The organism is Tropicimonas marinistellae (assembly GCF_001509585.1).
Classification (GTDB): domain Bacteria; phylum Pseudomonadota; class Alphaproteobacteria; order Rhodobacterales; family Rhodobacteraceae; genus Tropicimonas; species Tropicimonas marinistellae.
The window spans coordinates 207,892-233,855 of sequence record NZ_LNCI01000001.1 but is presented as its reverse complement, the minus strand read 5'-3'; the positions used below and the strand labels follow the sequence as shown (position 1 = coordinate 233,855).

21 protein-coding genes are annotated in these 25,964 nt (G+C 60.4%); 6 read left to right on the top strand and 15 right to left on the bottom strand.

Going from position 1 to position 25,964, the window contains the following annotated elements; all coding sequences use genetic code 11:
• Positions 1-503 precede the first annotated feature (503 nt).
• Genes ccoP through ccoN form a run of 4 tightly spaced genes read right to left on the bottom strand, consistent with a single transcriptional unit; the run spans position 504 to position 3,959 of the window.
• On the bottom strand, positions 504-1,400 hold the full coding sequence (gene ccoP, locus ARC39_RS01030) for a cytochrome-c oxidase, cbb3-type subunit III (RefSeq protein ID WP_068108721.1): 897 nt from the start codon (positions 1,398-1,400) through the stop codon (positions 504-506).
• Positions 1,397-1,597, bottom strand: coding sequence for a CcoQ/FixQ family Cbb3-type cytochrome c oxidase assembly chaperone (locus tag ARC39_RS01025; protein WP_068108718.1), 201 nt, complete (start codon positions 1,595-1,597; stop codon positions 1,397-1,399). Before ARC39_RS01025 ends, ccoP begins: the two co-directional genes overlap by 4 nt.
• Positions 1,598-1,610: 13 nt before the next feature.
• Entirely contained in the window at positions 1,611-2,336 is a 726-nt protein-coding gene (gene ccoO, locus ARC39_RS01020) for a cytochrome-c oxidase, cbb3-type subunit II (RefSeq protein WP_068108715.1), read from the bottom strand.
• Between the two features lie 15 nt (positions 2,337-2,351).
• Positions 2,352-3,959, bottom strand: a complete 1,608-nt coding sequence (gene ccoN, locus ARC39_RS01015; protein ID WP_068108712.1) for a cytochrome-c oxidase, cbb3-type subunit I — start codon at positions 3,957-3,959, stop codon at positions 2,352-2,354.
• 204 nt (positions 3,960-4,163) lie between these two features.
• Between ccoN and ARC39_RS01010 the strand changes: the two genes are divergently transcribed.
• On the top strand, positions 4,164-5,000 hold the full coding sequence (locus tag ARC39_RS01010; RefSeq protein ID WP_068108709.1) for a universal stress protein: 837 nt from the start codon (positions 4,164-4,166) through the stop codon (positions 4,998-5,000).
• A gap of 102 nt (positions 5,001-5,102) precedes the next feature.
• Here ARC39_RS01010 and fnrL read toward each other — a convergent pair whose 3' ends face one another.
• On the bottom strand, positions 5,103-5,849 hold the full coding sequence (gene fnrL / locus ARC39_RS01005; RefSeq protein WP_068108707.1) for a transcriptional regulator FnrL: 747 nt from the start codon (positions 5,847-5,849) through the stop codon (positions 5,103-5,105).
• A gap of 64 nt (positions 5,850-5,913) precedes the next feature.
• Here fnrL and hemN point away from each other — a divergent pair, with 64 nt between their 5' ends.
• Positions 5,914-7,269: an oxygen-independent coproporphyrinogen III oxidase gene (hemN, locus tag ARC39_RS01000; protein ID WP_068108705.1), complete on the top strand. Its 1,356-nt coding sequence runs from the start codon at positions 5,914-5,916 to the stop codon at positions 7,267-7,269.
• Between the two features lie 84 nt (positions 7,270-7,353).
• Here hemN and ARC39_RS00995 read toward each other — a convergent pair whose 3' ends face one another.
• From ARC39_RS00995 to ARC39_RS00975, 5 genes are all read right to left on the bottom strand, one after another.
• A complete protein-coding gene (locus ARC39_RS00995; protein ID WP_068108702.1) occupies positions 7,354-8,988 on the bottom strand; it encodes an ABC transporter ATP-binding protein in 1,635 nt (544 codons plus the stop codon).
• Between the two features lie 120 nt (positions 8,989-9,108).
• A complete protein-coding gene (locus ARC39_RS00990; RefSeq protein ID WP_068108699.1) occupies positions 9,109-10,272 on the bottom strand; it encodes an ABC transporter permease in 1,164 nt (387 codons plus the stop codon).
• 1 nt (position 10,273) lies between these two features.
• Positions 10,274-11,356: a microcin C ABC transporter permease YejB gene (locus ARC39_RS00985; RefSeq protein ID WP_068108697.1), complete on the bottom strand. Its 1,083-nt coding sequence runs from the start codon at positions 11,354-11,356 to the stop codon at positions 10,274-10,276.
• A gap of 1 nt (position 11,357) precedes the next feature.
• Entirely contained in the window at positions 11,358-13,274 is a 1,917-nt protein-coding gene (locus ARC39_RS00980; RefSeq protein ID WP_078059008.1) for an extracellular solute-binding protein, read from the bottom strand.
• Positions 13,275-13,453: 179 nt separating this feature from the next.
• A complete protein-coding gene (locus ARC39_RS00975) occupies positions 13,454-13,969 on the bottom strand; it encodes a c-type cytochrome (RefSeq protein WP_068108691.1) in 516 nt (171 codons plus the stop codon).
• Between the two features lie 124 nt (positions 13,970-14,093).
• Between ARC39_RS00975 and ARC39_RS00970 the strand changes: the two genes are divergently transcribed.
• On the top strand, positions 14,094-14,930 hold the full coding sequence (locus ARC39_RS00970) for a prephenate dehydratase (RefSeq protein WP_068108688.1): 837 nt from the start codon (positions 14,094-14,096) through the stop codon (positions 14,928-14,930).
• Positions 14,931-14,946: 16 nt separating this feature from the next.
• Here ARC39_RS00970 and ARC39_RS00965 read toward each other — a convergent pair whose 3' ends face one another.
• Together ARC39_RS00965 and nudC are read right to left on the bottom strand one after the other, a co-directional pair.
• On the bottom strand, positions 14,947-15,399 hold the full coding sequence (locus ARC39_RS00965) for an SRPBCC family protein (RefSeq protein ID WP_068108685.1): 453 nt from the start codon (positions 15,397-15,399) through the stop codon (positions 14,947-14,949).
• Between the two features lie 43 nt (positions 15,400-15,442).
• Complete coding sequence (gene nudC / locus ARC39_RS00960; RefSeq protein ID WP_068108681.1) at positions 15,443-16,411, bottom strand: NAD(+) diphosphatase; 969 nt, start codon at positions 16,409-16,411, stop codon at positions 15,443-15,445.
• Positions 16,412-16,634: 223 nt separating this feature from the next.
• On the opposite strand from nudC, the gene ARC39_RS00955 reads away from it, so the two are divergent.
• From ARC39_RS00955 to ARC39_RS00945, 3 genes are all read left to right on the top strand, one after another.
• Positions 16,635-18,614 (top strand): bifunctional 2',3'-cyclic-nucleotide 2'-phosphodiesterase/3'-nucleotidase, encoded by a 1,980-nt coding sequence (locus tag ARC39_RS00955; protein ID WP_068108679.1) that lies wholly within the window; start codon positions 16,635-16,637, stop codon positions 18,612-18,614.
• Between the two features lie 200 nt (positions 18,615-18,814).
• The gene (locus ARC39_RS00950; RefSeq protein WP_068108676.1) at positions 18,815-19,588 is read left to right on the top strand and encodes an HAD-IIB family hydrolase; all 774 of its coding nucleotides are present in this window, start codon (positions 18,815-18,817) and stop codon (positions 19,586-19,588) included.
• A 17-nt stretch (positions 19,589-19,605) separates the two neighbouring features.
• Positions 19,606-20,826 carry a glycosyltransferase family protein gene (locus ARC39_RS00945; RefSeq protein WP_068108674.1) on the top strand — a complete coding sequence of 407 codons (1,221 nt, stop codon included), beginning with the start codon at positions 19,606-19,608 and terminating at the stop codon, positions 20,824-20,826.
• 74 nt (positions 20,827-20,900) lie between these two features.
• Here the strand turns inward: ARC39_RS00945 and ARC39_RS00940 are convergent, their stop codons facing one another.
• The 3 genes from ARC39_RS00940 to ARC39_RS00930 form a co-directional block, all read right to left on the bottom strand.
• Positions 20,901-24,107 (bottom strand): efflux RND transporter permease subunit, encoded by a 3,207-nt coding sequence (locus ARC39_RS00940; RefSeq protein WP_068108671.1) that lies wholly within the window; start codon positions 24,105-24,107, stop codon positions 20,901-20,903.
• A complete protein-coding gene (locus ARC39_RS00935; RefSeq protein ID WP_068108668.1) occupies positions 24,100-25,080 on the bottom strand; it encodes an efflux RND transporter periplasmic adaptor subunit in 981 nt (326 codons plus the stop codon). The genes ARC39_RS00940 and ARC39_RS00935 overlap by 8 nt, the downstream gene beginning before the upstream one ends.
• 220 nt (positions 25,081-25,300) lie before the next feature.
• On the bottom strand, positions 25,301-25,963 hold the full coding sequence (locus ARC39_RS00930) for a cytochrome b/b6 domain-containing protein (protein ID WP_068108665.1): 663 nt from the start codon (positions 25,961-25,963) through the stop codon (positions 25,301-25,303).
• Between the last annotated feature and the right edge of the window lies 1 nt (position 25,964).

Here is a 25,964-nt window from a genome sequence, read left to right as displayed (position 1 = left end):
TCTTTGATATGCATCAATTATGATCGCGCACCCGCGGGTTCATTCAGACATATCAAAAGGCGGTGCAACAGGCCCTGCGCCCGCGTGTCGCGTTCAATCAACTGAATGTGAGTTTGCGATATACAAAGAAAGGCGCCCCAGCTCTCCTAGGAAACGCGCGAACAGGACGGAGAGCCGGGGCGTATCTTCCAGGGGAGGACACCCTCTGGAAACGCTATGTTCTGGTAGTTGGGCCAACGAGCGAGCCGCTGCTCTCACGTCCGCCGCAACCTATGGTCTTGGTGTAGTTTTCCCGCCCGGAACCGACATTGATCCAGATCAAATACGAGTGTCAGATGTGTTTTATTTGAGGAATACCCGACATGCGCCATAGGCAACGGCTGCCGCGAAACACCCGAACGCACCGCCCATGTTGCCGCCCGCCGCTTGTCCAGGGACCAAAAAAAACGCCGCCGGCAAGAAGCCGGCGGCGGCAAGAATACTGACGTGCTTGGAGCCGGTCATCACTCCATGGAATCGACGCCACCGCCGAGGCTGTGGACATATACCGAAACCGCACGAATCATTGCTTCGTCGACAACCGCGGCAGGCGCACCGCCACGCGGCGGCATCACGCCGGCTCGGCCACTCCAGATCGTTTCATACAGGGTTTCGGCATCGCCGCCATAAAGCCAGATCGCGTCCGTGAGGTTAGGCGCTCCAAGCGAAATCTCGCCCGTTCCGTCTTCCATGTGGCAAGAGGCGCAATTGTCCATGAACAGCGTTTCGCCGGGGCCGGCCAGTGCCTCGTCGTACTCCTGTCCGGAGATTTTCAACACGTAGGCGACCGTCTGGTTGATTTCCTCATCGGTGAGCAGGTCGTCCCTGCCAAAGGCAAGCATGTCGCCAAACCGCGAGTCGTCGTCATAACGAATACCGTAGGCGATCGTCGTGTGGATCTCCTCGATCGTGCCGCCCCAGAGCCAGGCGTCATCAACCAAGGCCGGATAGCCGAGGTTCTGCGCGCCTTGCGCGCCGGCGCCGTGACACTGGGCGCACCAGGTCCGGAACACGGCAGCGCCGGCATTCTGAGCGTAGCTGTTCAACTCCGGATCCGCGGCGATCTCTGTCAGCTCAGCGTCGACGAGACGCTGCTGGATACCGGAATTCGCTTCCTCGAATCTGGCGATCTCGGAAGCCACTTCAGCGCGGGTCGAATGGCCCAATAGTCCGGCCGTCGCTCCGTTTACGAGCGGCCACGCAGGGTACATGACGGTGTAGATCAGCCCCCATATGACGGTGGCGTAGAACGTCCAGAGCCACCAGCGCGGGAGGGGATTGTTGAATTCCTCAATTCCATCCCAGCTATGGCCGGTCGTTCCGACCTCGGCCTTTTCTTTCTTCACAGGTTGTTTGCTCATTCCCGATCCTCCTTGGGGTCAGGCGCCGCCGGGACAACTGGTGCGTCCTCGTGGCGGAAGATGATGTTTGCACTGTCGCGTTGCTCCTTGGCGCTGCCTGGGCGGAAAACCCAGAAGACCACGCCAAGGAAAAACAGCACGAGGAACAGCAGCATCCAGCTGTCCGCGAACTGGCGAAGGAGGGAGTATGTATCCATGCCCCCCCGCTCCTCAGCGACTGGCGACAGGTTCGAAGGTCGAGAAGTCCACGGATGTGCCGAGCATCTGCAGATAGGCGATAAGCGCGTCCATCTCCGAGATCCCCGGTTCACCGTCGAAATTGCGCACCTGCGCACCCGGATACCGTTCGAGAAGCGCATCGTAGTCGCTATCCGGATCGGCCTGGGCCGCGAAGTCCGAATGGGCGCTTTCGAGCATCTCGTCCGTGTAGGGGACGCCGACAGTCCGGTTGGTCCGCATCACATCCTCGATGTACTTCCCGTCGATCATGCGATTGAGCAGGAAGCCGTATTTCGGCATCACCGATTCCGGCACGACCGACTGCGGGTCCACAAGGTGATCCACATGCCAGTCATCGGAATAGCGGCCGCCAACCCGGGCCAGATCGGGGCCCGTCCGCTTGGATCCCCACTGGAACGGATGATCGTACTTGGATTCCGCCGCCAGCGAGTAGTGACCATAGCGCTCCACCTCGTCACGCATCGGACGGATCATCTGGCTATGGCAGACGTAGCAGCCTTCGCGGATATAGATGTTCCGTCCTTCCAGTTCGAGTGGCGAGTACGGGCGCACGCCGTCCACATCCTCGATCGTGTTCTCGAGGTAGAAGAGCGGTGCAATCTCCACGATGCCCCCGATCGTCACCACAAGAAAGCTGAGCGCGAGGAGAATCGACGCATTGGTCTCGACGATCTTATGCTTGTCGATAATAGCCATCTGTCGTGACCTCCCTTATTCGGCCGGCGCCGCGACAGTCGCGGGCGCGGATTTCGGCTCGCCGCGGGTCACGGTGAGCCAGAGGTTGACGACCATGATAATGGCGCCGGTGAGATAGAGCACGCCGCCCAAGCCACGTACCACGTACATCGGGAACTTCGCTGCCACGGTGTCGGCAAAAGAGTTCACGAGGAAGCCATTGGCGTCGACTTCACGCCACATCAGGCCTTCCATGATACCGGTCACCCACATTGACGCCGCGTAGAGCACGATGCCGATGGTGGCGAGCCAGAAATGCCAGTTGACGGCAGCCGAGGAGTAGAGCTTCTCCCGGCCCCACAGGCGCGGCGTGAGGAAGTAGAGCGCGCCGAAGGTGATCATGCCGTTCCAACCGAGCGCACCGGAGTGCACGTGGCCGATGGTCCAGTCGGTGTAGTGGCTGAGCGAGTTCACCGCCTTGATCGACATCATCGGACCTTCGAAGGTGGACATGCCGTAAAAGCCGACCGAGACCACCATCATGCGGATGATCGGGTCGGTGCGCAGCTTGTCCCAGGCGCCGGAGAGCGTCATCAGGCCGTTGATCATGCCGCCCCAGGAAGGCATCCAGAGCATCACCGAGAACACCATGCCGAGGGTCGAGGCCCAGTCCGGCAGCGCGGTGTAGTGCAGGTGGTGCGGGCCAGCCCAGATATACAGGAAGATCAGTGCCCAGAAGTGGATGATCGACAGCTTGTAGGAGAAGACCGGGCGTTCAGCCTGTTTCGGCACGAAATAGTACATCATGCCCAGGAAGCCCGCGGTCAGGAAGAAGCCCACAGCATTGTGGCCGTACCACCACTGCGTCATCGCATCCTGCACGCCGGCAAAGACCTGCACCGATTTTGCGCCGAAGAGCGAAACCGGGATGGAGAGGTTGTTGACGATGTGCAGCATCGCGATGGTGACGATGAAGCTCAGGAAGAACCAGTTGGCCACATAGATGTGCTTTTCCTGGCGCTTGAAAATCGTGCCGAGGAAAACCGCCAGATAGGCAACCCAGACGATCGTGAGCCAAAGGTCCACATACCATTCCGGCTCGGCGTATTCCTTGGATTGCGTGGCGCCGAGCAGATAGCCGGTTGCGGCCAGCACGATGAAGAGGTTGTACCCCCAGAAGACGAACCATGCGAGGTTGCCGCCCCAGAGGCGTGCCGCCGAGGTGCGTTGCACCACGTAGAAGGAGGTTGCCAGAAGCGCATTGCCGCCGAAGGCGAAGATCACGGCCGACGTGTGCAACGGCCGAAGACGGCCGAAGTTCATGTAGGGTTGCGCCCATTCGAAGTTCAGCACCGGGAAGGCGAGTTGAAACGCGATGAACGTCCCGGCAAGGAATCCAACCACGCCCCAGAATGCCGTGGCTACGACGCCGTAGCGCACGACCCCGTCAAGATAGCCCGTTGCCACCTCCGGTGCCGGCTTTTCCTCGTCAATCTGACGCACGCTCCAAATGAATGCCGCACCGGCCGCGAGCATAATTATGATCGCATGCACGAGATAGGCTGCATCGCGCGCGTAGTTGGCCGCGATCGCTGCTGCCAGCGCGATCAGCCCCAACGCCACGATCTTGGCGTAATCCCACATGATGTGTCCCTTGGTTATGATGCGGGGGGAGCACAGACTCCCCCCTCATGGTGTTTCTCATTCGCTTCTGAGGATATGAGCCAGGTGGTGCCTTGATCTAGGTCAATGTCGTCGCAGGCGCCGCTTGAGGCAGGTCAAGGTGTCGCGACCCGCTGACGCCTAGATTGATTGCCGAAAGACATAGTTCACCCGAAGGCGAACCAGATGGCCTACAAATCAATCCTCACCGTCGTCACCGGCACGGACCTCGATTCTTCCGCCCTCGCCGGTGCAACTGCCATGGCGAAGGCTCAGGATGCGCACCTGGACATCCTGGCCCTGGGAATCGATCACTCGACGCCGGGGTACTACTACGCCGGTACCAACGCACTCATCGAACAGGCAACGCTCGAGCGCGCCCGAAAAGAGGCCTCGGATATCGATGATGCCGTGCGTATCGCAATGGAGCACGAAAGCTGCCGCTGGTCGAGCGACGCAGCTCTGGCGCAAATCGGTACGATTCAGAACCTCGTCGGCAACCGCGCCCGATTCTCGGATTTGGTGATTCTGCCCAAACCCTATGGCGAGGAAAAGGGCGTTGCAGACGAAGCCGTGCTGGAGGCGTCTCTGTTCGCAGGGAATGTTCCCGTCCTCGTGATGCCCAACGGCACAATGCCCGCGTCGCTCGACAAGATCGTCGTCGCCTGGAACCAGAGTGCCGAAGCGTTGGACTCGGTCCGTGCCGCGCTCCCGTTGCTACAGCAGGCCGCGATGACCAACATTGTCATTATTGATCCTCCGCGCCACGGACCGGACCGTTCGGATCCAGGCGGCCTGCTCTCGCAAATGATCGCGCGCCACGGCGTGCGCGCAGAAATCTCCGTGATCGCCGCAACCATGCCCCGTACCGCGGACGTTCTCGCGCGCCACTGCGACGATCAACAGGCCGATCTGCTTGTCATGGGAGCGTATGGCCACTCGCGGTTTCGCGAGGCGATCATGGGAGGCGCCACGCGGGACATGCTGGAGGCGGCGCAGATACCTGTCTTCATGAGTCATTGAGAGGGCCGGACGGCAACGTCGGACGACGGTTGCCGCGCCTGTACGCCGTTCAGTCCTGCCGGTGTGTTTCCGCGCGAGTTGCGGGCCGATTGAGCGTACTGGCTAAACCAACATTCCGCCGTCGGTATCGTCGCCGGTCTCCAGCATCAACCGGTCGAAATCCGGCACTGAAACATGCCGCTTTCCAGCCAGTTCGATCACGCCTTCGCGTTTGAGCGCCGAAACCTGGCGGCTGACAGTTTCCAGCGTGAGACCGAGATAGTCTGCCATGGCCTCTCGCGTGAGTGGCAAATCGAATTCCATCGGCCCCTGTGCCTGGCCGAACTTCAGCGTCGCGTTGCGCCGGGCGATAATCGCCAACAGGCTTGCGATCTTCTCCCGCGCCGTCTTTCGACCCAGCAGCAGCATCCATTCGCGTGCGGCGTCCAATTCGTCCAGCGTCATCTCCAGCAGGCGCTGCGCAATATGCGGCGTGGACCGCATAAGATCCTCGAAAGGGCGGCGCCGGAAACAGCACATCACAACCTCTGTCGTGGCGGTCACGTCGTATGTTGCCATCTCGCGGCCCGGCCGGCCCATGAAATCCGACGGAAGCAAAAGGCCGACCATCTGCGTCCGCCCGTCCTCGAGGGTTTGGCTAAGGGTCGCGATTCCGCTGACCACCGTTGCGACGAAATCGAGTTTATCGCCCGTCCAGGCGATGGTCTGACCGGCCTCAAACGTCCGGTAATACTTCATTTCTTCGAGTTGATCCAACTCGGTCGCATCGCAGCGCGCGCAAACTGCCCGATGCCTAATCGGGCAATTACCACAGTCAACATGCGTCAGTTCGATTTCCTGCATCTCCATTCGCGCGCGCCCTCCTTGATCTTGATCAAGGCTGTTCAAGCGTCCTTTCCCTAAACGTAGGCGCATGGAAACGGTATCGCAACTCGCGAAACTCGGGCTTTTTGATGCCCGCGTCCCTCGCTACACCAGCTATCCAACGGCGCCGCACTTCAACAAGAAGGTCGGATCAGACCACTTCACCACCTGGGTCGGTCGCCTGCCCGCCAACTCGAGAATATCTCTCTACATACATATTCCTTTCTGTAGAAGACTCTGTTGGTTCTGCGCGTGCCGAACGCAGGGTACCTCCAGCCTGTCACCGGTCGCGGCATACCTCGAGACGCTCAAGTCCGAGATCGATATGCTCGGCGCTGCGCTTCCCGAGGGCGTCAAATTGTCCGCGCTTCATTGGGGGGGCGGAACGCCCACCCTGCTCAGCGCCGAGATGATGGCCGACCTTGCCGATTCGGTTTTCCGGTCGATACCGATGGCCAAGGACGGCGAGTTCTCCGTCGAGATCGATCCAAATGAAATCGACGACGCCCGTCTCGACGCACTTGCTGCGTCCGGAATGACACGTGCGTCCATTGGCGTTCAGGATTTCGATCCGGCGATCCAGAAGATCATCGGCCGTGAACAGAGCTTCGAAGTCACCCAAGCTGCGGTGGACGGTATCCGTTCCCGTGGCGTGACCAGCCTCAACGCCGATATCCTCTACGGTCTGCCGAACCAGTGCCGAAACAAGATTTCGGAATCGGTGCAAAAGCTCCTCTCGCTTTCGCCCGACCGGGTTGCGCTCTATGGGTATGCGCATGTGCCCTGGATGGCACGGCGGCAAACTCTGATTCCGTCAGAATCGCTGCCGACACCGCAGGAGCGCCTGAACCTGTTCGAAACGGCCCGGGAGTTGTTCGTCTGGGACGGCTACGACGAGATCGGCATCGACCACTTCGCGCGGCAGAACGATTCGATGGCCGTTGCGGCGCGCGACGGAACCCTGCGGAGAAACTTCCAAGGCTACACAGTCGATCCTGCGCCGGCGCTGATCGGCTTGGGGGCGTCCGCCATTTCGCGCTTCCCGCAGGGCTACGCGCAGAATATTTCCGGCACGGGCGACTATACCCGGGAGATCCGCGCCGGTCGTTTCGCGACCGGGCGTGGCCATGTATTCACCGGACAAGACGAAATGCGCGCCCGGATGATTGAGACACTGATGTGCAACTTCCGCGTGGATCGCGGTGAGATCCTGCGCGATTGGAGTGGCGCGTCCGAAACACTGGACACGATGTTCGCTGAAGTGAAACGCACGTTCGGCGAATTCGTGACAGTCACCAGGAACGGCCTGGAGATCCCGCCGCAGGGTCGTCCGCTGACGCGGATGATCGCACGCGCATTCGATGCCTACGAGATGGACAAGGCGGGCCACAGCCACGCAATATGAAGTCGGCCGCGGATAGGCATCGGTCGACGTCATATTCGCAATGGCGTACTGGCAAGTTCGGGAGAGGATACCCTCCAGGGTATGTCACGCACTATTCGGTTCGCGAACCGATCCGGCGTGCGTGTCGCCGAGGTTGAAGGCCGCCGCGATCAATTCCCGCGTGTAGTCGGTCTTGGGCGCCTCGAATATCTCCCGTGCGCTCCCGCTTTCCACGATGTCTCCCTGCTTCATAACCATCACCTTGTGCGAAAGCGCGCGAACCACGCGCAAATCGTGGCTGATGAAGAGGTAGGCCAACCCGTGCTTCGCCTGGAGCCGGCGCAACAGGTCTACAATCTGCACTTGCACCGTCATGTCCAGCGCCGATGTCGGCTCGTCGAGAACCACAAGGCGTGGCTGCAAAATCATCGCTCGGGCGATCGCAACACGCTGCCGCTGACCGCCTGAAAACTCGTGCGGATAGCGATGCATCGTGGCCGGATCGAGACCGACCTCCGCCATGATATCCGCCACCTGCTCGCGCGAAGACCGATTGCGGTCGACCTTATGAACGCCGAGCCCCTCGGCGATAATCTCCTCTACGGTCATGCGCGGGCTGAGGCTGCCGTAGGGATCCTGAAAAACAATTTGCATATGACGCCGCAAATCGCGCAGTTGGCGTTGCGGTTTGCCTTGCACGTTGTCCCCGAGGAAGACAACGGGCCCCTCGCTTGCGATAAGGCGCATGACCGCGAGCGCGAGCGTGGTCTTGCCCGATCCGCTTTCGCCGACAATCCCCAGGGTCTCTCCGGAGCGGATCGAAATCGATGCATCGTTCACCGCCTTCACATGACCCACAGTCCGCCGCAGGAAGCCGCGCTGGATCGGAAACCAGATCCGCAGCCCGTCCGTCGACACGACCTCTTCCGGCGCTCCTTCAAGCGGCGGCATCGTACCGCTCGGCTCGGCCGCCAGCAGCTTCCGGGTGTAGGGATGCTGCGGGTTGGAGAAAATCTCTGACGTGGCCCCGGTCTCGACGATTTCACCGTCCTTCATCACGCAAACCCGATCGGCAATCTTCCGAACGATCCCGAGGTCGTGGGTGATGAACAGCAAGCTCATGCGCTCCGAGCGCTTCAACTCCGCCAGGAGTTCCAGAATCTGTGCTTGGATCGTCACGTCCAGCGCGGTCGTCGGTTCGTCGGCAATCAGTAGATCCGGCCCGTTTGCCAGCGCCATCGCGATCATGACACGCTGCCGCTGACCGCCCGAAAGCTGATGCGGATAGGCACCAAGGCGGCTCTCGGGATCGCGAATGCCCACCTTGTTCAGCAATTCCAGAACACGCGTCCGCGCGGCCGCACCCGTCACGCCCTGATGCAGTGCGATGGACTCGGTGAGCTGCCGCTCCAGCGTGTGCAACGGATTGAGCGAGGTCATCGGCTCCTGGAAGATGAAGCTGATGTCATTGCCACGCGTCGCCATCAGCTCGCTTTCCGGAGCGCCCACCATCTCTCGACCGTCGTAGGTGATGGATCCCGCAATGCTGGCGTTGTCGCCCAGAAGCGAAACCGTCGACAGCGCCGTGACAGATTTGCCCGACCCGCTCTCCCCGACAAGAGCCACCGTCTCGCCCTCGCCCACATCGAAGGAGACCCCTTTGACCGCGGGAATATCCCGGCCATCCTGGCGAAAGGACACCCGAAGGTCGCGAACTGTCAGAAGGCCCCGTTCAGGCATCGCCACTCCTCACTCCGGCCCCGGTTTCTTCTGGCCACAAGTATCCTCGGGGGGAGTCCTGGCCGCTCGCGGCCAGGACGGGGGGCAGACGGCCCCCCTTCGACCTTTTCACGTGGCTCATCACTGGAACGTCTTTCGCGGATCGAACGCGTCCCGCACGCCCTCGAAAATGAAGACCAGCAGCGACAGCATGGCGGCGAAGACGATGAAGGCCGTGAAACCAAGCCATGGCGCCTGGAGGTTCTGCTTGGCCTGCAAGGTCAGTTCCCCCAACGACGGCGCGGAGGATGGCAGGCCGAAACCTAGGAAATCGAGAGAGGCCAGCGTACCGATGGTCGCGGTCACAATGAAGGGCAGCATGGTCAGGGTGGCCACCATCGCGTTGGGCAGCATATGCCGGAACATGATCTTCCAGTTGGAGACGCCGAGGGCCTTGGCCGCGCGTACATATTCCAGGTTGCGCGCCCGCAGGAATTCCGCCCGTACCACGCCAACCAGCGCCGGCCAGCCGAACAGCACTGTCAGTATGACAAGAAGCCAGAAACTTCGGCCGAGAATCGCGAACATGATGATGATGATGTAGAGCTGTGGCGTGGAGGACCAGATCTCGATCACCCGCTGGAACACCAGGTCGATCCAGCCGCCGAAATACCCCTGCACGGCCCCCGCGATGATCCCGATGATCGAGGCGCAGACGGTAACGATCAGCGTGAAAACAATCGACAGCCGGAACCCGTATATCACCCGCGCAAGCACATCTCGTGTCGCCTGGTCTGTGCCCAGCCAATGCTGCGCGTCGGGCGGTGACGGTGCGGGTTGGTTGAGGTTGTTCGGCGTGTTGTAGCTGTAGGGAATGATGGGCCAGACCATCCAACCCTGGTGGACCGCTTCACCGTTGATCTCCGTTGCGCCCTCCTGAACCTGCGCAATGACTCCATCGGGATCGTCGAAACAGTCGATCAGACCACCTGAGACGATCAGGCAGCGCACCTCCGCATCGCGATAAACGGCCTCGGTCGGGAAATCGCCGCCGAACGTCGTTTCTGCGTAAAAATTACCGACCGGAAAGAAAAGCTCGCCGCGATAGTTCACAATGATCGGCCGATCGTTCGCGATATACTCGGCGAAGAGCGACAGGCCGAACAGAACCGCGAAGATGATCAACGACCAATAGGCGCGACGATTGCGCTTGAAGTTCCGCCAGCGCCGCTGGTTGAGTGGCGAGAGCGCGAAACGGCGCTTTTCCGGGATGGCGGCAACGGTTTCGGCGGCTTGTTCTGTCATGTCACACCCGCCGGCTTTCGAAGTCGATCCGAGGATCAACAAGGACGTACATCAGGTCGGACAGAAGTCCGACCAGCAGCCCGATCAGACCGAAGACATAGAGCGTGCCGAAAACGATGGGATAGTCGCGCGCTACAGCAGCCTCGAACCCGAGCCGACCCAGCCCGTCCAACGAGAAGATCGTCTCGATAATGATCGATGCCCCGAAGAAGACGCCCAGAAAAGCTGCCGGGAACCCGGCGATCACGATCAGCATCGCGTTGCGGAATACGTGGCCATAGAGAACCCCGGATTCGCTCAACCCCTTTGCCTTGGCGGTGATCACGTATTGCTTCTTGATCTCATCGAGAAACGAGTTCTTCGTTAACAGGGTCAGCGTGGCAAAACTCGAAATCGTTGAGGCGACGACGGGTAGCGTGATGTGCCAGAAATAGTCGCCGATCTTCCCCAGAAGGCTCAGCTCATGCCAGTTTTCTGAGGTCAGCCCGCGGAGCGGGAAGATCTGCCAGTAGGATCCTCCTGCGAAAAGGACAAGCAGCAGGATGGCGAAGAGAAAACCGGGGATCGCGTAGGCCACGATGATAATCCCGGACGTCCAGGTGTCGAAGGATGTTCCGTCCTTTACGGCCTTGCGGATACCGAGTGGAATCGACACCAGATAGGCGATCACCGTGGACCATAACCCCAGTGTGATCGACACCGGCATCTTCTCCAAAACGAGATCGACCACAGAGATAGAGCGGAAGTAACTGTCGCCGAAATCGAAGCGCATGTAGTTGCCCAGCATGGTGAAGAAGCGCTCCACCGGCGGCTTGTCGAATCCGAATTCCTTTTCGAGTTGCGCGATGAACTCCGGCGGCAGACCTCGGGCGCCGATGTAGTCTTCATTGGCCGTCTCAAGTTCCGCACCGCCGCTGCCAGCCCCCGAGAACCCCTCGAAGACGTCGCCCTGCCCTTCGAGCTGGGCAATCACCTGTTCGATCGGCCCGCCTGGGACGAACTGGATGAGCGTGAAGTTGATCAGCATGATCCCGAACAGCGTCGGGATGATGAGCAGTAGCCGGCGGAGGATATAGGCGCCCATGTTATTTCAGCGCGCCCGCCTCTTTGAGTGCCGTTGCCTTGTCGGGGTTCACCCACCAGAAGCTGAGATAGCCCAGATCGTAGGCTGGCAGGTTTTCCGGGTATTCGTACATATCGTACGACGCGACCCAATAGTCAGGAATATAACCGTCTGGTATCACGAAAAGCTCATATCGCAGCGCCCGATCAAGCGCCATGAGCGCAACATCGGTCTCCTGCTGAGACTGCGCTTCGAACGATGCATCAATGATCGCATCGACCAGCGGGCTGGCGAGCCCCGCAGGATTGAAGAGGCTGAAGGCCGCTTCCTTGGATCCGTACATCTGGCTCAGACCGCCCCCTGTCGACAGGAACGAGCTATAGCGGGTCGAATAGAGGATGTCGTAATCGCGGTCGCGCCGGCGAAGGGTGTATTGTGACGGGTCGACCTTCTCGAAGGTCGCATCCACGCCGATCTGCCGCAGGTTTTGCACGAAAACCTCGTGCATCGACTCGACCGAGGCCTGGATATTCGTCGGGATCAATAGGTTCACCGCGAGCGTCTTGCCGTCGGCATTGCGCCTCATCCCGTCCGACCCCGCCGTCCACCCGGCTTCTTCCAGCAAGCGCGAGGCTTGGCGCAGGTTCCGCCGGTCGGACACGTTCCCCGGGTTGGATTCGTGCATGACCCGGACAGGCTCTGCCAGCAGGTCCTCCGGCACCACGTCGCCGAGCGACTGGAGGAACTCCAGCTCCGCACCCTCGGGCACGCCCATCGCCTCGATATGCGTTCCCTGAACAAAGGAGGACCTTGGCGCATAGAGACCATATAGCAGCGACTGGTTCGTCCATTCGAAGTTGAACGCCAGCGATATAGCCTCGCGCACGCGCTTGTCCTGCAGTTGTGGTTTCGCGAGATTGAAAACGAACCCGGAGGGCGTGGCCGGGCTGCCGTCCGTGATCTCCTCCAGCTTGATCGCGCCGTTCTTCACCTTCGGGAAATCGTAGTTGGAAGCCCAGACCTTTGGATCGCTTTCTGTGCGGAAGGTATATTCTCCCGCTTTGAACGCTTCGAACAGAGCGGTCTGATCAGCGAAGTACTCAACGCGGATCGTGTCGTAGTTGTAACGGCCGCGATTGTACGGGAGGTCCGCGCCCCAATAGTCTTCGCGCCGCTTGTAGACGATTTGCCGGTTCACATCGAAGCTGTCGAGCTGGTACGGCCCGGATCCGACGGCGACCTCCAGCCGCGGCTCGTCGAGCCGGCGGGATTCGTCAGCCTCGAACCACGCTTTGGAAAACACCGTGGTGGAACCCACGGTCTCGATACGGGACCGTTTGGTCAGTTCGGTATTGAAGGTGAATTTCACCGTGTGATCGTCCAGCGCCTCCGCGCTCGTCACCATCTCACCGACTGCTGCCGCATAGGACGGAAGACCCTGGGTGATAAACAGTTTGTGGCTGTAGACCACATCTTCGGCCGTCACCGGCGTGCCATCCCAGAATGTCGCCTCGGGCCGCATGTGGAATATAACCCACGACTTGTCTTCGGGATATTCGAGGCTTTCGGCGAGGATGCCGTAGTACTGGCCAACCTGATCCTCGACGCTTTCGATAAGCGAATCGTACTGGATCGAGGTCAGCGCGCCAGCACGTCCTTTGCGCGAGTAGGGATTGAGACTGTCGAAAGTGCCGGATGCCCCGATTGCCAGTTCCCCGCCCTTCGGCGCGTCGGGGTTCACAAAATCGAAATGCTGGTAGTCTGCCGGATAGGCAAGTTCGCCAAAAAAGGAGTAACCGTGGGTGGAAATGACCGTGTCGGAGGTATCGGCGGTCGCAGAACACGCCGCGACTAGCGCAACCCCGGTGAAAATGGCACGAATCCCGGCCATGTGACATGTTGGGATACGTGCAATCGCCCCGGCTTTCCGAATTCGCATAGGCAGGTCCCTTTGAGGAGTTCCGTCCAGTACTACTTGACCGTTTACCTACCTATGCGACGACCGGATTATCAAGTTGCGATTGCGTGACACCCCGTGATTGACGCGAATGCCCGCGCCTCCCTCCGGAGAGCGCGGGCATTGCCGGAAATACAGCCGCTCCATGGAGCGGTGATGCCTCAGTTGGCTTGCAGGTACGCTATGATATCGGCGCGTTCCTCTGCCTTCTTGAAGCCGGCGAAGGACATCTTGGTTCCCGGAGCAAAGCTCTTCGGGTTTTCCAGGAAGCCATCGAGGTTTTCCGGGGTCCAGACATCGGCCACAGCAATCAGCGCCCCGGAGTAAGCGAAGTCCGCAATCGCGTCGACCTCGCGGCCAACGATGTTATGCAGCGTCGGACCGGTCTTGTTCACGCCTTCGTCAAGAACGTGGCAAGCCTGACATTTCTTGAAGAGCTTCTCGCCTTTCGAGACATCCGCGTTGGCAAGGAGGGCTTCGAAATCGACCTCTTCGGCCTCTTCGGCGCCATGGCCCCCACCGTCGCCGGTGTCGATCACATAGGCCTGAGCGTGATCATCGCCGTGACCGCCACCGACGTGAAACAGGATTTCGGCGGCCCAAACGCCAAGGAGGTAGACCAAAAGGGAGCCGCAAAGGGCGCCGACGGTCTTGGTGAGGGTCATCGTGTCGAACATGTCGCATCCCGCTAAATGAACGTTTCGCGCATCTATCATGTTTCCGGGCCTATCGCGCAAGGTGTAGTTTACGCGACTGGCCGCCATATCGTCGCATCAACTTGAATATATCCGCGAAAGATCAATGACAGACCGCCCCCGCATCGCTTTCCAAGGAGAACTTGGTGCCTATTCGCACCAAGCCTGTCACGACGCGCGTCCGGGCTACGAGCCCCTGCCATGCCGGAGCTTTGAAGACACGATACGTGCCGTCCAGAGCGGCGCTGCGGAACTCGCCATGCTTCCGGTGGAAAACACCACCTATGGCAGAGTGGCCGATATTCACCGACTCCTGCCGGAAAGCGGGCTGCACATCGTCGATGAGGCCTTCGTACGGGTTCATATCAGTCTGATGGCGATGCCAGGCGTGCACATAGACGAGATTGAAACAGTGCGCGCCCACCTCGTCCTTTTGCCGCAGTGTCAGAATTTTCTCGACCAGTTCGGCATTCGAGGCGAGCCGGCTGCGGACAGCGCCGGCGCCGCGGCAGACATCGCCCGCCGAGGGCTCCGAAATGTTGGCGCCTTGGCCTCCGACCTTGCGGCGGAAGCCTACGGGCTCGAGATTCTCGCCCGGCATATCGAAGATCAGGCGCACAACACGACGCGCTTTCTAATAATGTCCGAAAAGCCCGACCACACGCCGCGCGGTGACAGCATGATGACCACGTTTGTCTTCAGGGTCAGGAACATCCCGGCTGCGCTCTACAAAGCGCTCGGTGGTTTCGCCACCAACGGCGTAAACATGACGAAGCTCGAAAGCTACATGGTGGACGGTTCGTTTTCCGCGACGCAGTTCTACGCCGATATCGAGGGCCATCCGGACGATCCCGGCGTCAAACTCGCGCTGGACGAGTTGGATTACTTCACCGATCGTCTCGACGTCCTAGGAGTTTATCCTGCCGACCCGAAACGCCACTGATGCCTCAAAACTCGAACTAGGTCCTGCCGAGGTAACGCGCAAATCGACGCATCCGCCGGCGAAACTTCTGATTGAGCGTGGTTTTTCCGAGCTTCAACGTCTGAATCAGAATGCGGCCCGGAATTGACCGTGCTGTCATGTCGAGGGAGGTTCCCATTCTGGTTCGGGCATTCCCCAAGGGTTCAAGTTCGAACCGCGCCAAGACGTCGACGCCGCCGACGTTGGACTCGAACACCAAAAGCCCGGGCGCATCACAGGAGACCACCTCCGTAAAGAGTTTGCGCCTGACCCCGCGAAACTCAAAATGGGTCGTCCAAGACGTGCCCACTCCGAAGTTCTGCGGCTCCGGATGCCGGATCACCTCTGCGCCGCGCGACCGCGCCGCCTGTTCGAACATCTCGGCATTCGTCAGCGCTGCCCACACCCGATCGGCCGGCGCTTCGATTTCGTCACGAGTCGAAAACTTCATGCACTGCCTCTGTAGGATACGGCCACTTGAGGGTTGTTTCGCGTCAATCCAACCGGTCCGCAAGCCAGTTCGAGAGCAGGAAGCGTGCAATCGCGCCTTCGCGGCCCGTCCGGATAGTGGCGTGGTCGCCAGCCATAACCGACAGCATTTCTTCTCGACTGACCCATAGCGCCTCCTCGATCTCGGCAGGATCAACGCAGATGTCGCGCGTCAGCGCATCGCCACGGCACCCAATCATCAGCGACGCAGGGAACGGCCAGGGCTGAGACGCCAGATACGACACCGCGCCGACAGACACACCGGCTTCCTCGAACACTTCGCGGCGCACTGCCGCTTCAAGCGTCTCACCCGGTTCCACAAATCCGGCGAGCAACGAAAACATGCCCTCCGGCCAACCCGGGCTGCGCCCCATCAGTACAGAGTTCCCATGCGTGATCAACATGATCACGACCGGGTCGGTTCGAGGAAAATGAAGTCTGCCGCAGGTCGTGCACTTTCGTTGCCAACCGGCTTCGACCGGCGTGGACCCCGCACCGCACCGGGCGCAGAACCGATGCGCGCGGTGCCACTCGATCAACGCTCGCGCCGTCGCCGCCAGTTCTGCATCCAACGGGGATAGCCGCGCCATGACCGCGCGCAACTCCACGAATCGGCAGTCCTCCGGCAAGTCCGGGAAGTGTTGCTCCGTGGGGTCGACGAAAGCACCGACCGTCGCTGTATCCTGCCCTTCGGGCTCCCAGCTGGAAACATCCTGAGCAAACCAGGCGGCCCCATCCGCCTTTCCCAGAAAGAAGGGCACTTCCTGGAAAAAACCGCGCAACAGGGACCGGTCGGGAACCGGCGCAAGCACCAACGCGTCGCCGCCCTGAACCAAGGGTTTGGATCGCCACATCGGCAAAATCCGTGCATCCGGCGTGCTTAGAAGGTGCGCCAATGCGTCGTTGTCCCGCCTGATATGGGCGGCTCTGTCCAGCCCGCCGCCACCAAAAGTCACAGTCTCCGCCAGTCGCATTGGCACATGTCCCCAAACTTGCTTGAAGCTGCAATCGCATGGCTTCAAACGCGACGCAATTCGCCTGCCGGAGATATTCGCCAGCCCCACCGACTCCTCGCACGAAACCTGCTATAGTCGTTTCGGAAAAAGACGTTGACGTTGGGACAGTTCCGGACATTCATCTGCGTGTGATGCGTCGGAGGTATCCCGCCACTCGCTTTGCAATCAGATGGGGTGCTCTATGAAACGCATGAACAAGTTCGACATTTCCCGCCGCGGCTTCCTGGCGGGCAGCATTGCAGGGGCCTCCTTGATTACTCTCCATCCCTTCTCCGCACGCGCCGCCTCCAACCAAGCGCATTTGCGGATCATGGAAACAACAGACCTGCACGTTCACGTCTACCCGTACGACTACTATTCCGACCGGGCCGTCGACACCGTGGGCCTGTCGCGAACCGCGACGATTATCGACGGCATCCGGGCCGAGGCCACCAACTCCATGCTCGTCGACAATGGCGACTTCCTTCAGGGAAACCCGATGGGCGACTACATCGCCTATGAGCGGGGCATGAAAGAAGGCGACATGCATCCGATCATTAGCGCGATGAATGCTGCCGGCTTCGACGCTTCGACGCTCGGCAACCACGAGTTCAACTACGGCCTGGATTTCCTTGAGAAGTCGTTGGCCGGGGCCGAATTCCCCGTCGTCTGTGCGAATATTGCGAAGAAGATGGGGGCAGAACCAACCCAGGACACCACGCTCCTGAAACCCTACGTGATTCTCGAACGCGAAATCGAGATGGGCGATGGCACGAAACACCCCATTCGCGTCGGTCTCATCGGCTTTGTCCCACCGCAAGTCATGAACTGGGATCGCCGGCACCTGGAAGGCAACGTAGAGAGCCGCGACATCGTATCGACGGCCGAAGCCTGGGTGCCACAAATGCGTGAAGAAGGATGCGATATCATCCTCGCGCTCAGCCACTCCGGCATCGGGGCCGCCGACCGTTCCGATCTGATGGAAAACGCCTCCGTTCCGCTGGCCGCCGTCGACGGGATCGACGCGGTTATGACGGGGCACTCGCATCTCGTCTTCCCTTCACCCACCTATGCCGACTACGCCGCGGTAGATGCCGATGCGGGCACAATCCACGGCAAGCCCGCGGTCATGGGCGGATTCTGGGGCTCGCACATGGGGCTCATCGACCTGATGCTGGAACGCGACGGCGATGCTTGGCGTGTCGTGAACTTCGAGACCGAGGCGCGCCCCATCTCCAAACGCAACGAGGACCGGTCCGTCACCGCCCTGGTCGAGGACGATCAGTCAGTGCTCGACGCCGTCAAGGACGTGCACGAAGAAACGCTGGCCTACGTACGGCGCGCCGTCGGTAAAACCGCCGCGCCGCTACATTCCTACTTCGCACTCGTGGCAGACGACCCGTCGGTACAGATCGTCTCCATCGCTCAGAAATGGTACGTAGGGGAAATGCTCAAGGGCACGGAGTACGAAGGGCTTCCACTCCTGTCGGCTGCGGCGCCCTTCAAGGCCGGCGGTCGCGGCGGACCGGACTACTACACAGATGTCGCCCCGGGTGACGTCGCAATCAAGAACGTGGCCGACCTTTACCTTTACCCCAATATCGTGCGCGCAGTGAAGGTGACCGGCGCGCAGCTCAAGGGCTGGCTGGAGCGTTCTGCCGGCATGTTCAACCAGATCGAACCGGGTAGCACCGACGCCGTTCTGCTGAACCCCTCGTTCCCGTCCTACAATTTCGACGTGATCGACGGCGTTAGCTACCAGATCGACCTGTCGCAACCTTCGCGGTTCGGCCCCAAAGGTGAGGAACTGAACCCAGATGCCAGCCGGATCGTGAACCTCGAGTTTAACGGCCAGCCAGTGACAGACGACATGGAGTTCGTCATTGCCACCAACAATTACCGTGCGAGTGGCGGTGGTGACTTCCCTGGCGCAAGCCCGGAGACGACCATCCTCGAAGCGCCGGACACCAACCGCGACGTGATCGTGCGCTACATCGTCGAGCAAGGGACAATCAACCCAACGGCAGACGATAACTGGTCCTTCGCGCCGATGCCGGGTACGACCGTTCTGTTCGAGACCGGCCCCAAAGCCGCCGAACATATCGGCGACGTGAAGGCGGTAAAGATCGAACCGGCCGGCGACGGCACCAACGGCTTCGCGAGTTACCGCATCACGCTCTGAACATTGCGTACGGGGCGCATTGGCGCGCCCCGGCGCCACCCAAACAAGCCTTGAATCCGCGGTTTGGCTATTGAACGGTATCTAGCGCCAAACCCATTGCGGCGGTCCTTCTCCGGAGCAAGCACCGCGGCGTGCGGCGTTTGGACGGACAGGCGAGAATGGGCTCGCAGCGTTGGAAATACGGCGATACAGTCCGGCCCATGACACGTCCACCGCTGATCGTCTTTTCGGATCTCGACGGCACATTGCTGGACCACGCAACATATTCGCCAGCACCCGCCCGTGCCGCTCTCGACCGCCTGAGAGCCGCAGCGATACCCCTGGTTCTCGCGTCCTCCAAGACCGCCGTAGAGATCGACGTATTGCGTCGCGAAATTGGCTGCGAAGCGTATCCGGCGATCGTGGAGAATGGCGCCGGCCTTCTTGAAGCCGACCCCACGGAGAGCGACACAGACTACACGCGTCTGCGCGCGGCCCTCGATCAAGTCACCCCCGATCTGCGTGCCCACTTCGCTGGCTTTGCCGACCTTGGTGTTGACGGTGTCGCGCTGGCAACAGGTTTGGCCCCCGAAGACGCCGCGAACGCTTCGAGGCGGCAGTTTTCGGAACCCGGCCTCTGGAACGGAAGCAACGCGGAACTGGACTCGTTCCTGCAAGAACTGGAAGCGCTCGGCGTCAGCGCCCGCCACGGAGGTCGTTTTCTGACACTCTCGTTCGGCGGTACGAAGGCCGACCGAATGGCCGAGGTCGCTTCCCGCTACGACAATCCGCCGAAACTGGCACTCGGAGATGCGCCAAACGACCGGGAGATGATCGAGGCGGCCGATTACGGCGTGATCGTCGCCAATCCGCATGGCACCCCGCTTCCACCACTGCCGGGAGAGGCAGCGGGCCGCATTCACCGGACATCTGCACCGGGACCTGAGGGATGGAACAGCGCCGTGCTCGACCTCCTCGACAGCTTGAATATCTAGGACAGGAGACGCCTCCCATGGCCGACTTCCACCAGAACGGAAACATCGCAACGCTGCACAACCTGCGTTCGACGAGCACGGAAGCGCTTACGGCCGAACTCGCGAGCTTCGGAAGCAGCCGGAAGATATCGCTCATCCTGCCATCGCTGTTCTCCGAACTTGAGGGGGAGGCCCTGCCGGCAATTCTCGACGAACTGGCACAGGTGCCGTTCCTCCACCGCATCGTCATCGGACTGGACCGTGCAGACGAGGCCCAGTTCCGTCATGCCCGCCAGTTCTTCTCGGTTCTGCCGCAAAACCATGTGGTGATCTGGAACGACAGCCCGCGAATGCTGGCGATCCAACAGCGTCTGGACGAGCTTGGGCTCGCACCGAACGAACCGGGCAAGGGAAAGAACGTCTGGACCTGCCTTGGGTACCTGCTGGCCTGCGCCGACAGCTCGGTGGTCGCCATCCACGATTGCGATATCGTTACCTATTCGCGCGACATGCTGGCCCGCCTTGTCTATCCGGTGGCAAATCCGAGCTTCCCCTACCAAGTCGCCAAGGGCTTCTACCCCCGCACGGACGGCAAGAAGCTCAACGGACGGGTGACACGGCTGCTGGTTTCGCCCCTGCTGATCGCACTGAAACGTGTGGTGGGCGACCGCGATTATCTCGATTACCTCCGAAGCTTCCGGTACCCGCTCTCCGGTGAATTCGCGATGCGCGCGCCCATTCTGGCGGACCTGCGAATTCCTTCGGACTGGGGGCTTGAAATCGGCGTGCTGAGCGAGGCTTGGCGAAATCTCGCACCGAAATCCGTCTGCCAGGTGGAAATCTCGGACGCCTACGATCACAAACACCAGCCTTTGAGCGAGGAGGATTCCACGGCCGGATTGTCTCGCATGTCCATCGACATCTGCAAGGCGATCTTCCGCAAGCTGGCAGCCGACGGAACCGTGTTTTCCGAAGAGATATTCCGGTCTCTTAAGGCGACGTACTACCGATCCGCGCTCGACCTCCTCGATTGCTACTACAACGACGCAAAGATGAACGGGCTTGCGGTCGACAGGCACAAGGAAGAGCAGTCGATCGAGCTATTTGCCCAAAACATTGTCATTGCTGGGCACATCTTCCTTGAGAACCCCGCTGAGACGCCGTTCATACCCACCTGGAACCGCGTCCACGCAGCCGACCCCGACCTGCTGACCGACATGCTCTGGGCGGTCGACCAGGACGCAGTCGAGTACTCCTGACACTTGCCAGTCAATACGAGATTCGTTCTACGCGGGGAGCTGTCGGCGCGGGAGTGCCCCGCGCCAACAATCGGTTACGTTCGGAACACTCGGTAGATGGCCGGGATCACGAGCACGGTCAGCAGGGTCGAGCTTAGCAATCCGAAAAGCAGCGACAGCGCCAGACCCTGAAAAATGGGGTCGGCCAGGATCACGGCCGCACCGATCATCGCGGCAACAGCCGTGAGCAGGATTGGCTTGAAGCGGATCGACCCCGCTTCGATCAGCGTCTCAACCTTGTCAGCCAAGGGGTCCGCGTGGCGGATGAAATCCACCAGGAGGATCGAATTCCGCACGATTATCCCTGCAAGCGCGATGAAACCGATCATCGACGGCGCTGAAAAGGGTGCGTTGAATGCCCAATGCCCGGCCATGATACCGATAAAGGTGAGAGGAACCGGCGTCAGGATCACCAGCGGTAACAGGAAAGAACCGAACTGCGCGACGACCAAGATGTAGATGCCGAGCAGCGCGACTGCGAAGGCAGCACCCATGTCACGAAACGTCACCCAGGTAACCTCCCACTCGCCGTCCCAGAGCAAGGTTACAGCGGCCTCATCTTCGGGCTGTCCGTTCAGCCGGATCTCGGGCTTCGTACCCTCCTCCCACTCCATCGCGTCGAGCGCATCGGCCACGGCGAGCATTCCGTAGAGCGGCGCTTCGAAGTCGCCGGCGAGTTCGGCCATCACCATCTCGGCCGATCTGCCATTGTGGCGGAAGATCGGGAAGGACGCCTTTTCCTCGGTGATCTCCACCACATCGCCGAGCTCAACCACGCCACGGGCGCCCGGCAGCGCATTTGCCGGAATGGGCGTGGAGAGGAACCGCTCGTCCACAACACGGTCCGCTTTGTCGCGCTCCACAGTTATCGGAATCGGGTAGCGGCCACCGCCCCGATGCGAGTAACCCACGGTCTGCCCGGCGTTGAGGATCGCCAGGGTGTCGAACACGTCGCTTTCCTGCACACCGTAGAATTCGAGCTGGTCGGCGGAAATTGTCGCCCGAAGCCGCCGCGGCTGCACGCCGTAGCTGTCGTCGACATCTACGACAAAGGGAACACTCTCGAAGGCCTCGCGGATCTTCGCAGCCGCCTCACGACGTGTTTCACCGTCCGGGCCGTAGACCTCGGCCAGCAAGGTCGCGATAACGGGCGGCCCCGGCGGCGGTTCGACCGTTTTGAGACTCGTGCCTTCGGGAACATCAAGCTGCGAGATACGCTCCCGGATTTCCAGCGCGATGTCGTGGCTTGTGCGCTCACGATCGTGCTTCGGGGTGAGATTGATCTGTACGTCCCCCATTTCCGGTTTTGCCCGCAGGTAGTAGTGCCGGACCAATCCGTTGAAGTTGAACGGTGCTGCGTCGCCTGCGTGGGTCTGCGCCGATATCACCTCGGGCAACTCCAGCACGCTTTGCGCAACGTCCTGAGCAACGGCATCGGTGTCCTCGACCGACGCCCCCTCTGGCAGGTCGATCACCACAGACAGTTCCGACTTGTTGTCGAATGGCAGGAGCTTGACGGTCACGTCCTTCGTGTAGAGCAGACCGAGTGACCCGAATGATACCGCGGCGGCCACAAGCAGGAATAGCAGGCTGCCTGCCTTTGTCCGCAAGAGCGGCCGTGCAACCGCGGCATAGATCCGCCCCAAAGCGCCACCATGGTGAGCCTCTCCGGAAGGGTCATGGGAGGGCGCGCGGCCGGCTATCTTGACCATAAGCCAGGGTGTCACGATGACCGCGACGAAGAAGGAGAAGATCATCGCCGCCGACGCATTTGCCGGTATGGGGCTCATGTATGGCCCCATGAGCCCGGACACGAAGAGCATCGGTAGGAGCGCCGCGACAACCGTCAGCGTGGCAACGATCGTCGGATTGCCAACCTCGGCAACAGCGCGGATCGCCTTGGTCACCCGGTCAGCCTTGTCCGGCATAGCCCAGTGGCGTGCAATGTTCTCGATCACAACGATGGCGTCATCCACCAGGATACCGATGGAGAAAATCAGGGCGAACAGCGAGACGCGGTTCAACGTGTAGCCCATGATCCACGCGGCGAAGAGCGTGAGAAGGATAGTCACTGGTATCACGATCGCGACAACGAGCGCTTCACGCCAGCCGATCGCGAAGAACACGAGCGCCACGATGGAAATGGTCGCAAGCCCCAGATGGAACAAAAGCTCATTCGCCTTTTCGTTCGCCGTCTCTCCATAGTCGCGCGTCACGTCGATATCGACGCTGTCGGGGATCAGTTCATGCTCCAGCTCTTCGACACGATGCAGGATCTCTTCGGCCACGATCACGGCGTTGGCACCGGCCCGTTTTGCCACCGCCAGCGTCACCGCCGGTGTCCGAGTTATCGCGCCATCTGTATCGCGCGTGACATTCGCAACGATCCGATCCGATGTGTCCGGCACGAATGAGACGTCCGCCACGTCGCGTACGTAGACCGGCCGGTCATCGCGGGTCGTGACAAGAAGGTTCGCGACATCTGCGGGCGCCTTTAGCGTCTGGCCGGCGACAAGGGCAATCTGTTCGCCGCCGTCGCGGACCAATCCGGTCGAAAATGCGCGGTTCGCGCCCTGAACCTTGCCAGCCAGTTGCTGAAGCGTCACCCCATAGAGCGCCAGACGCTCCGGGTCCGGCGCAATTCGGATCGCTTCCGGCGCCTCGCCGACGATATACGTCAGGCCCACATTGTCGATCTTGGCCACCTCGACCTGCAATTGGCGGGCGATCCGGGTGAGGTCGTTCGCGGTCACATCGCCTGTCGGATCTGTTGGGGTCAGTGTCAGCGAGACAATGGCCACGTCGTCAATACCGCGCCCGACGATGAGAGGGTCTTCGATCCCCATCGGGATGCGGTCCATATTGGCGCGGACCTTCTCATGTACCCTGAGAATTGCCGCGTCTGACGAGGTACCAACGAGAAACCGCGCGGTGACCATCGCGTAGTCGTCACTCGTCTGGGAATACACATGCTCCACGCCGTTGATGCCCTGCACGATGGTTTCCATCGGTTCGGTTACGAGCTTCATCGCATCCTCTGCCATAAGGCCGGGTGCCTGGATGTGAATGTCCACGAGCGGCACGGAAATCTGTGGCTCTTCTTCACGCGGCAGGCTGACGAGGGCGATCAGACCGACTGCAAGTGAGGCGAGAATGATCAATGGGGTCAGCGCGGATTGAATGAACGCGCTGGTCAAACCGCCAGCTATGCCGCGGCGGGTGATGGTAGGTTTTTCACTCATGACCTTGAACCAGTTTTTCGCCGCCCTTCAGGCCGGATAGAACTTCGACCATCGGTTCACCGTCCAGTTCGACGGGCTCACCCAGTACGACCGTGCGCTGAGCTATAGAGCCATCGCCACGTTCGACGGCAACAAAATCCAGTCCCATCCGAGATGTCACAGCGTCCGGTGGCACGACGACGGCCTTAGTGGATCCAATGGGCAGGCGCACCAGAACGCGGGCGTCAACGAAGTCCTGGCTCAGACCTTCGACTTCGACGTCCGCAATTACACGCCCGCTTTCGATCTGTGGATAGATCTTGGCAAGGCGACCGTCGCGCATCTGGTCGCTTCCGTCGATACGGATCGCGTCCCCCTCCTTGAGGTAGGCTGCATGCCGTTCCGGAACCGCCAGCCGCAAGAAGAATCCACCGCCGCCAATCTCGGCAATCGTCTCGCCAGCCAGCACCACGGCGCCGGCCGTTACGGGTACACTCAATACCGTTCCGGACAAAGGCGCCAACACAGCGCCCTCGGCTTCCTGCTGAAGCAACACATTGCGATCCGCCTCCGCCGCATCGATCTGGCCGGAGATGACGTCCACCTGGGTTCGCAGGGAGTCGAGATTCTGTGCCGTTGCCACTCCCCGTGAAAGGAGGTTTTCACCCCGTTGCAACTCGGTCTTCGCATTTTCCAGCTGTGCCTTCAGCGCACGCAACTGCGCATCGATCGCCCCGAGCTTCAAGTCGAGTTTCTCGTCCTGAACGGTCGCGATGTGCTGACCCCTTTCGACCCGCGAGCCTTCCTCGACGGACAGATCCACCAGTGTTCCACCGAGCCGCGACCGGGCCGGGATGCTGTCGCGGGTCTCGATGCGCCCGAAAACAGCCTTCCATTCTGTGACCTCGGCTTGTCTTGCCTGCATGGCGGTCTCCGCCAGCGCGGCAGAGGGCAACGCAATGGCGAGCAGAACTGGAAGCATGAATCTTGGCATTGGAAACTCCTTTCCATACGGCGGCCGGATAACATATGCCATTTTTTGAATGTTATTCAAGCCCCGAGTGAATCGCACCCTCAAAGCCCATGGCCGCGACTCAATAGTTTATACTATTTATTGTTATATTTCAATATTTTACCGCAGACCCAAACAATGAAACACCACAAGAAAGGCGACGCTTTGCGCCGCCTTTTTGAGGAGATCGAATGCGCGGGTGTCAAACGACGGGTTTGATCCGGCTCGGTTCGTCCGTCTCGAGGTACGCTTCTTCCTCGGGCGTTAAGTCGATCTCGTCATAGCCGCTGAACATCGGCCGGACGTGCTCCCAAACGGAATGCCCGGTGGTCATCAGGTAGAGATGCATGACCACAAACGAGAGGATTCCGAAGGCTGCGAGCACATGCAGGTTTCCAACTATCTCGATCCAGAAACCCGAACTCTGCGCCGGCTCCCAAAGCCGGTAGGTCAGATAAGCGATACCAGTGATCCAGATCGTCGGGAATATCAGTGCCTTCAGCGTCAGATAGGCCATCGCCTGCAACGGATTGTGCTTGCGCCAATAGGCCTTCCTGTAAGGGTGCTTATCCCCTTTGAATATTCCGAAACCGTAGAAACGGATCACCTGCCAAAGCCCATTGGTCGTCGGAACATAGTGCTTCCAGGTGCCCGTCGTGAAGTGCCAGAAGATCGCGAAGATCCATAGCAGCATCAGAAGAAGCGCGGCATAGGTATGCACGACCACGGCTTGCTGGTACGGAATCCACTCGTGGAGCCCGTAGAGTCGGAAGCCGGTGAACGTCATGACCAGCACAAGGATCACCTGTGTCCAATGCCAGAATCGTTCGAACGGCGGGTAGATTTTGACCAATCGCTCTGACATC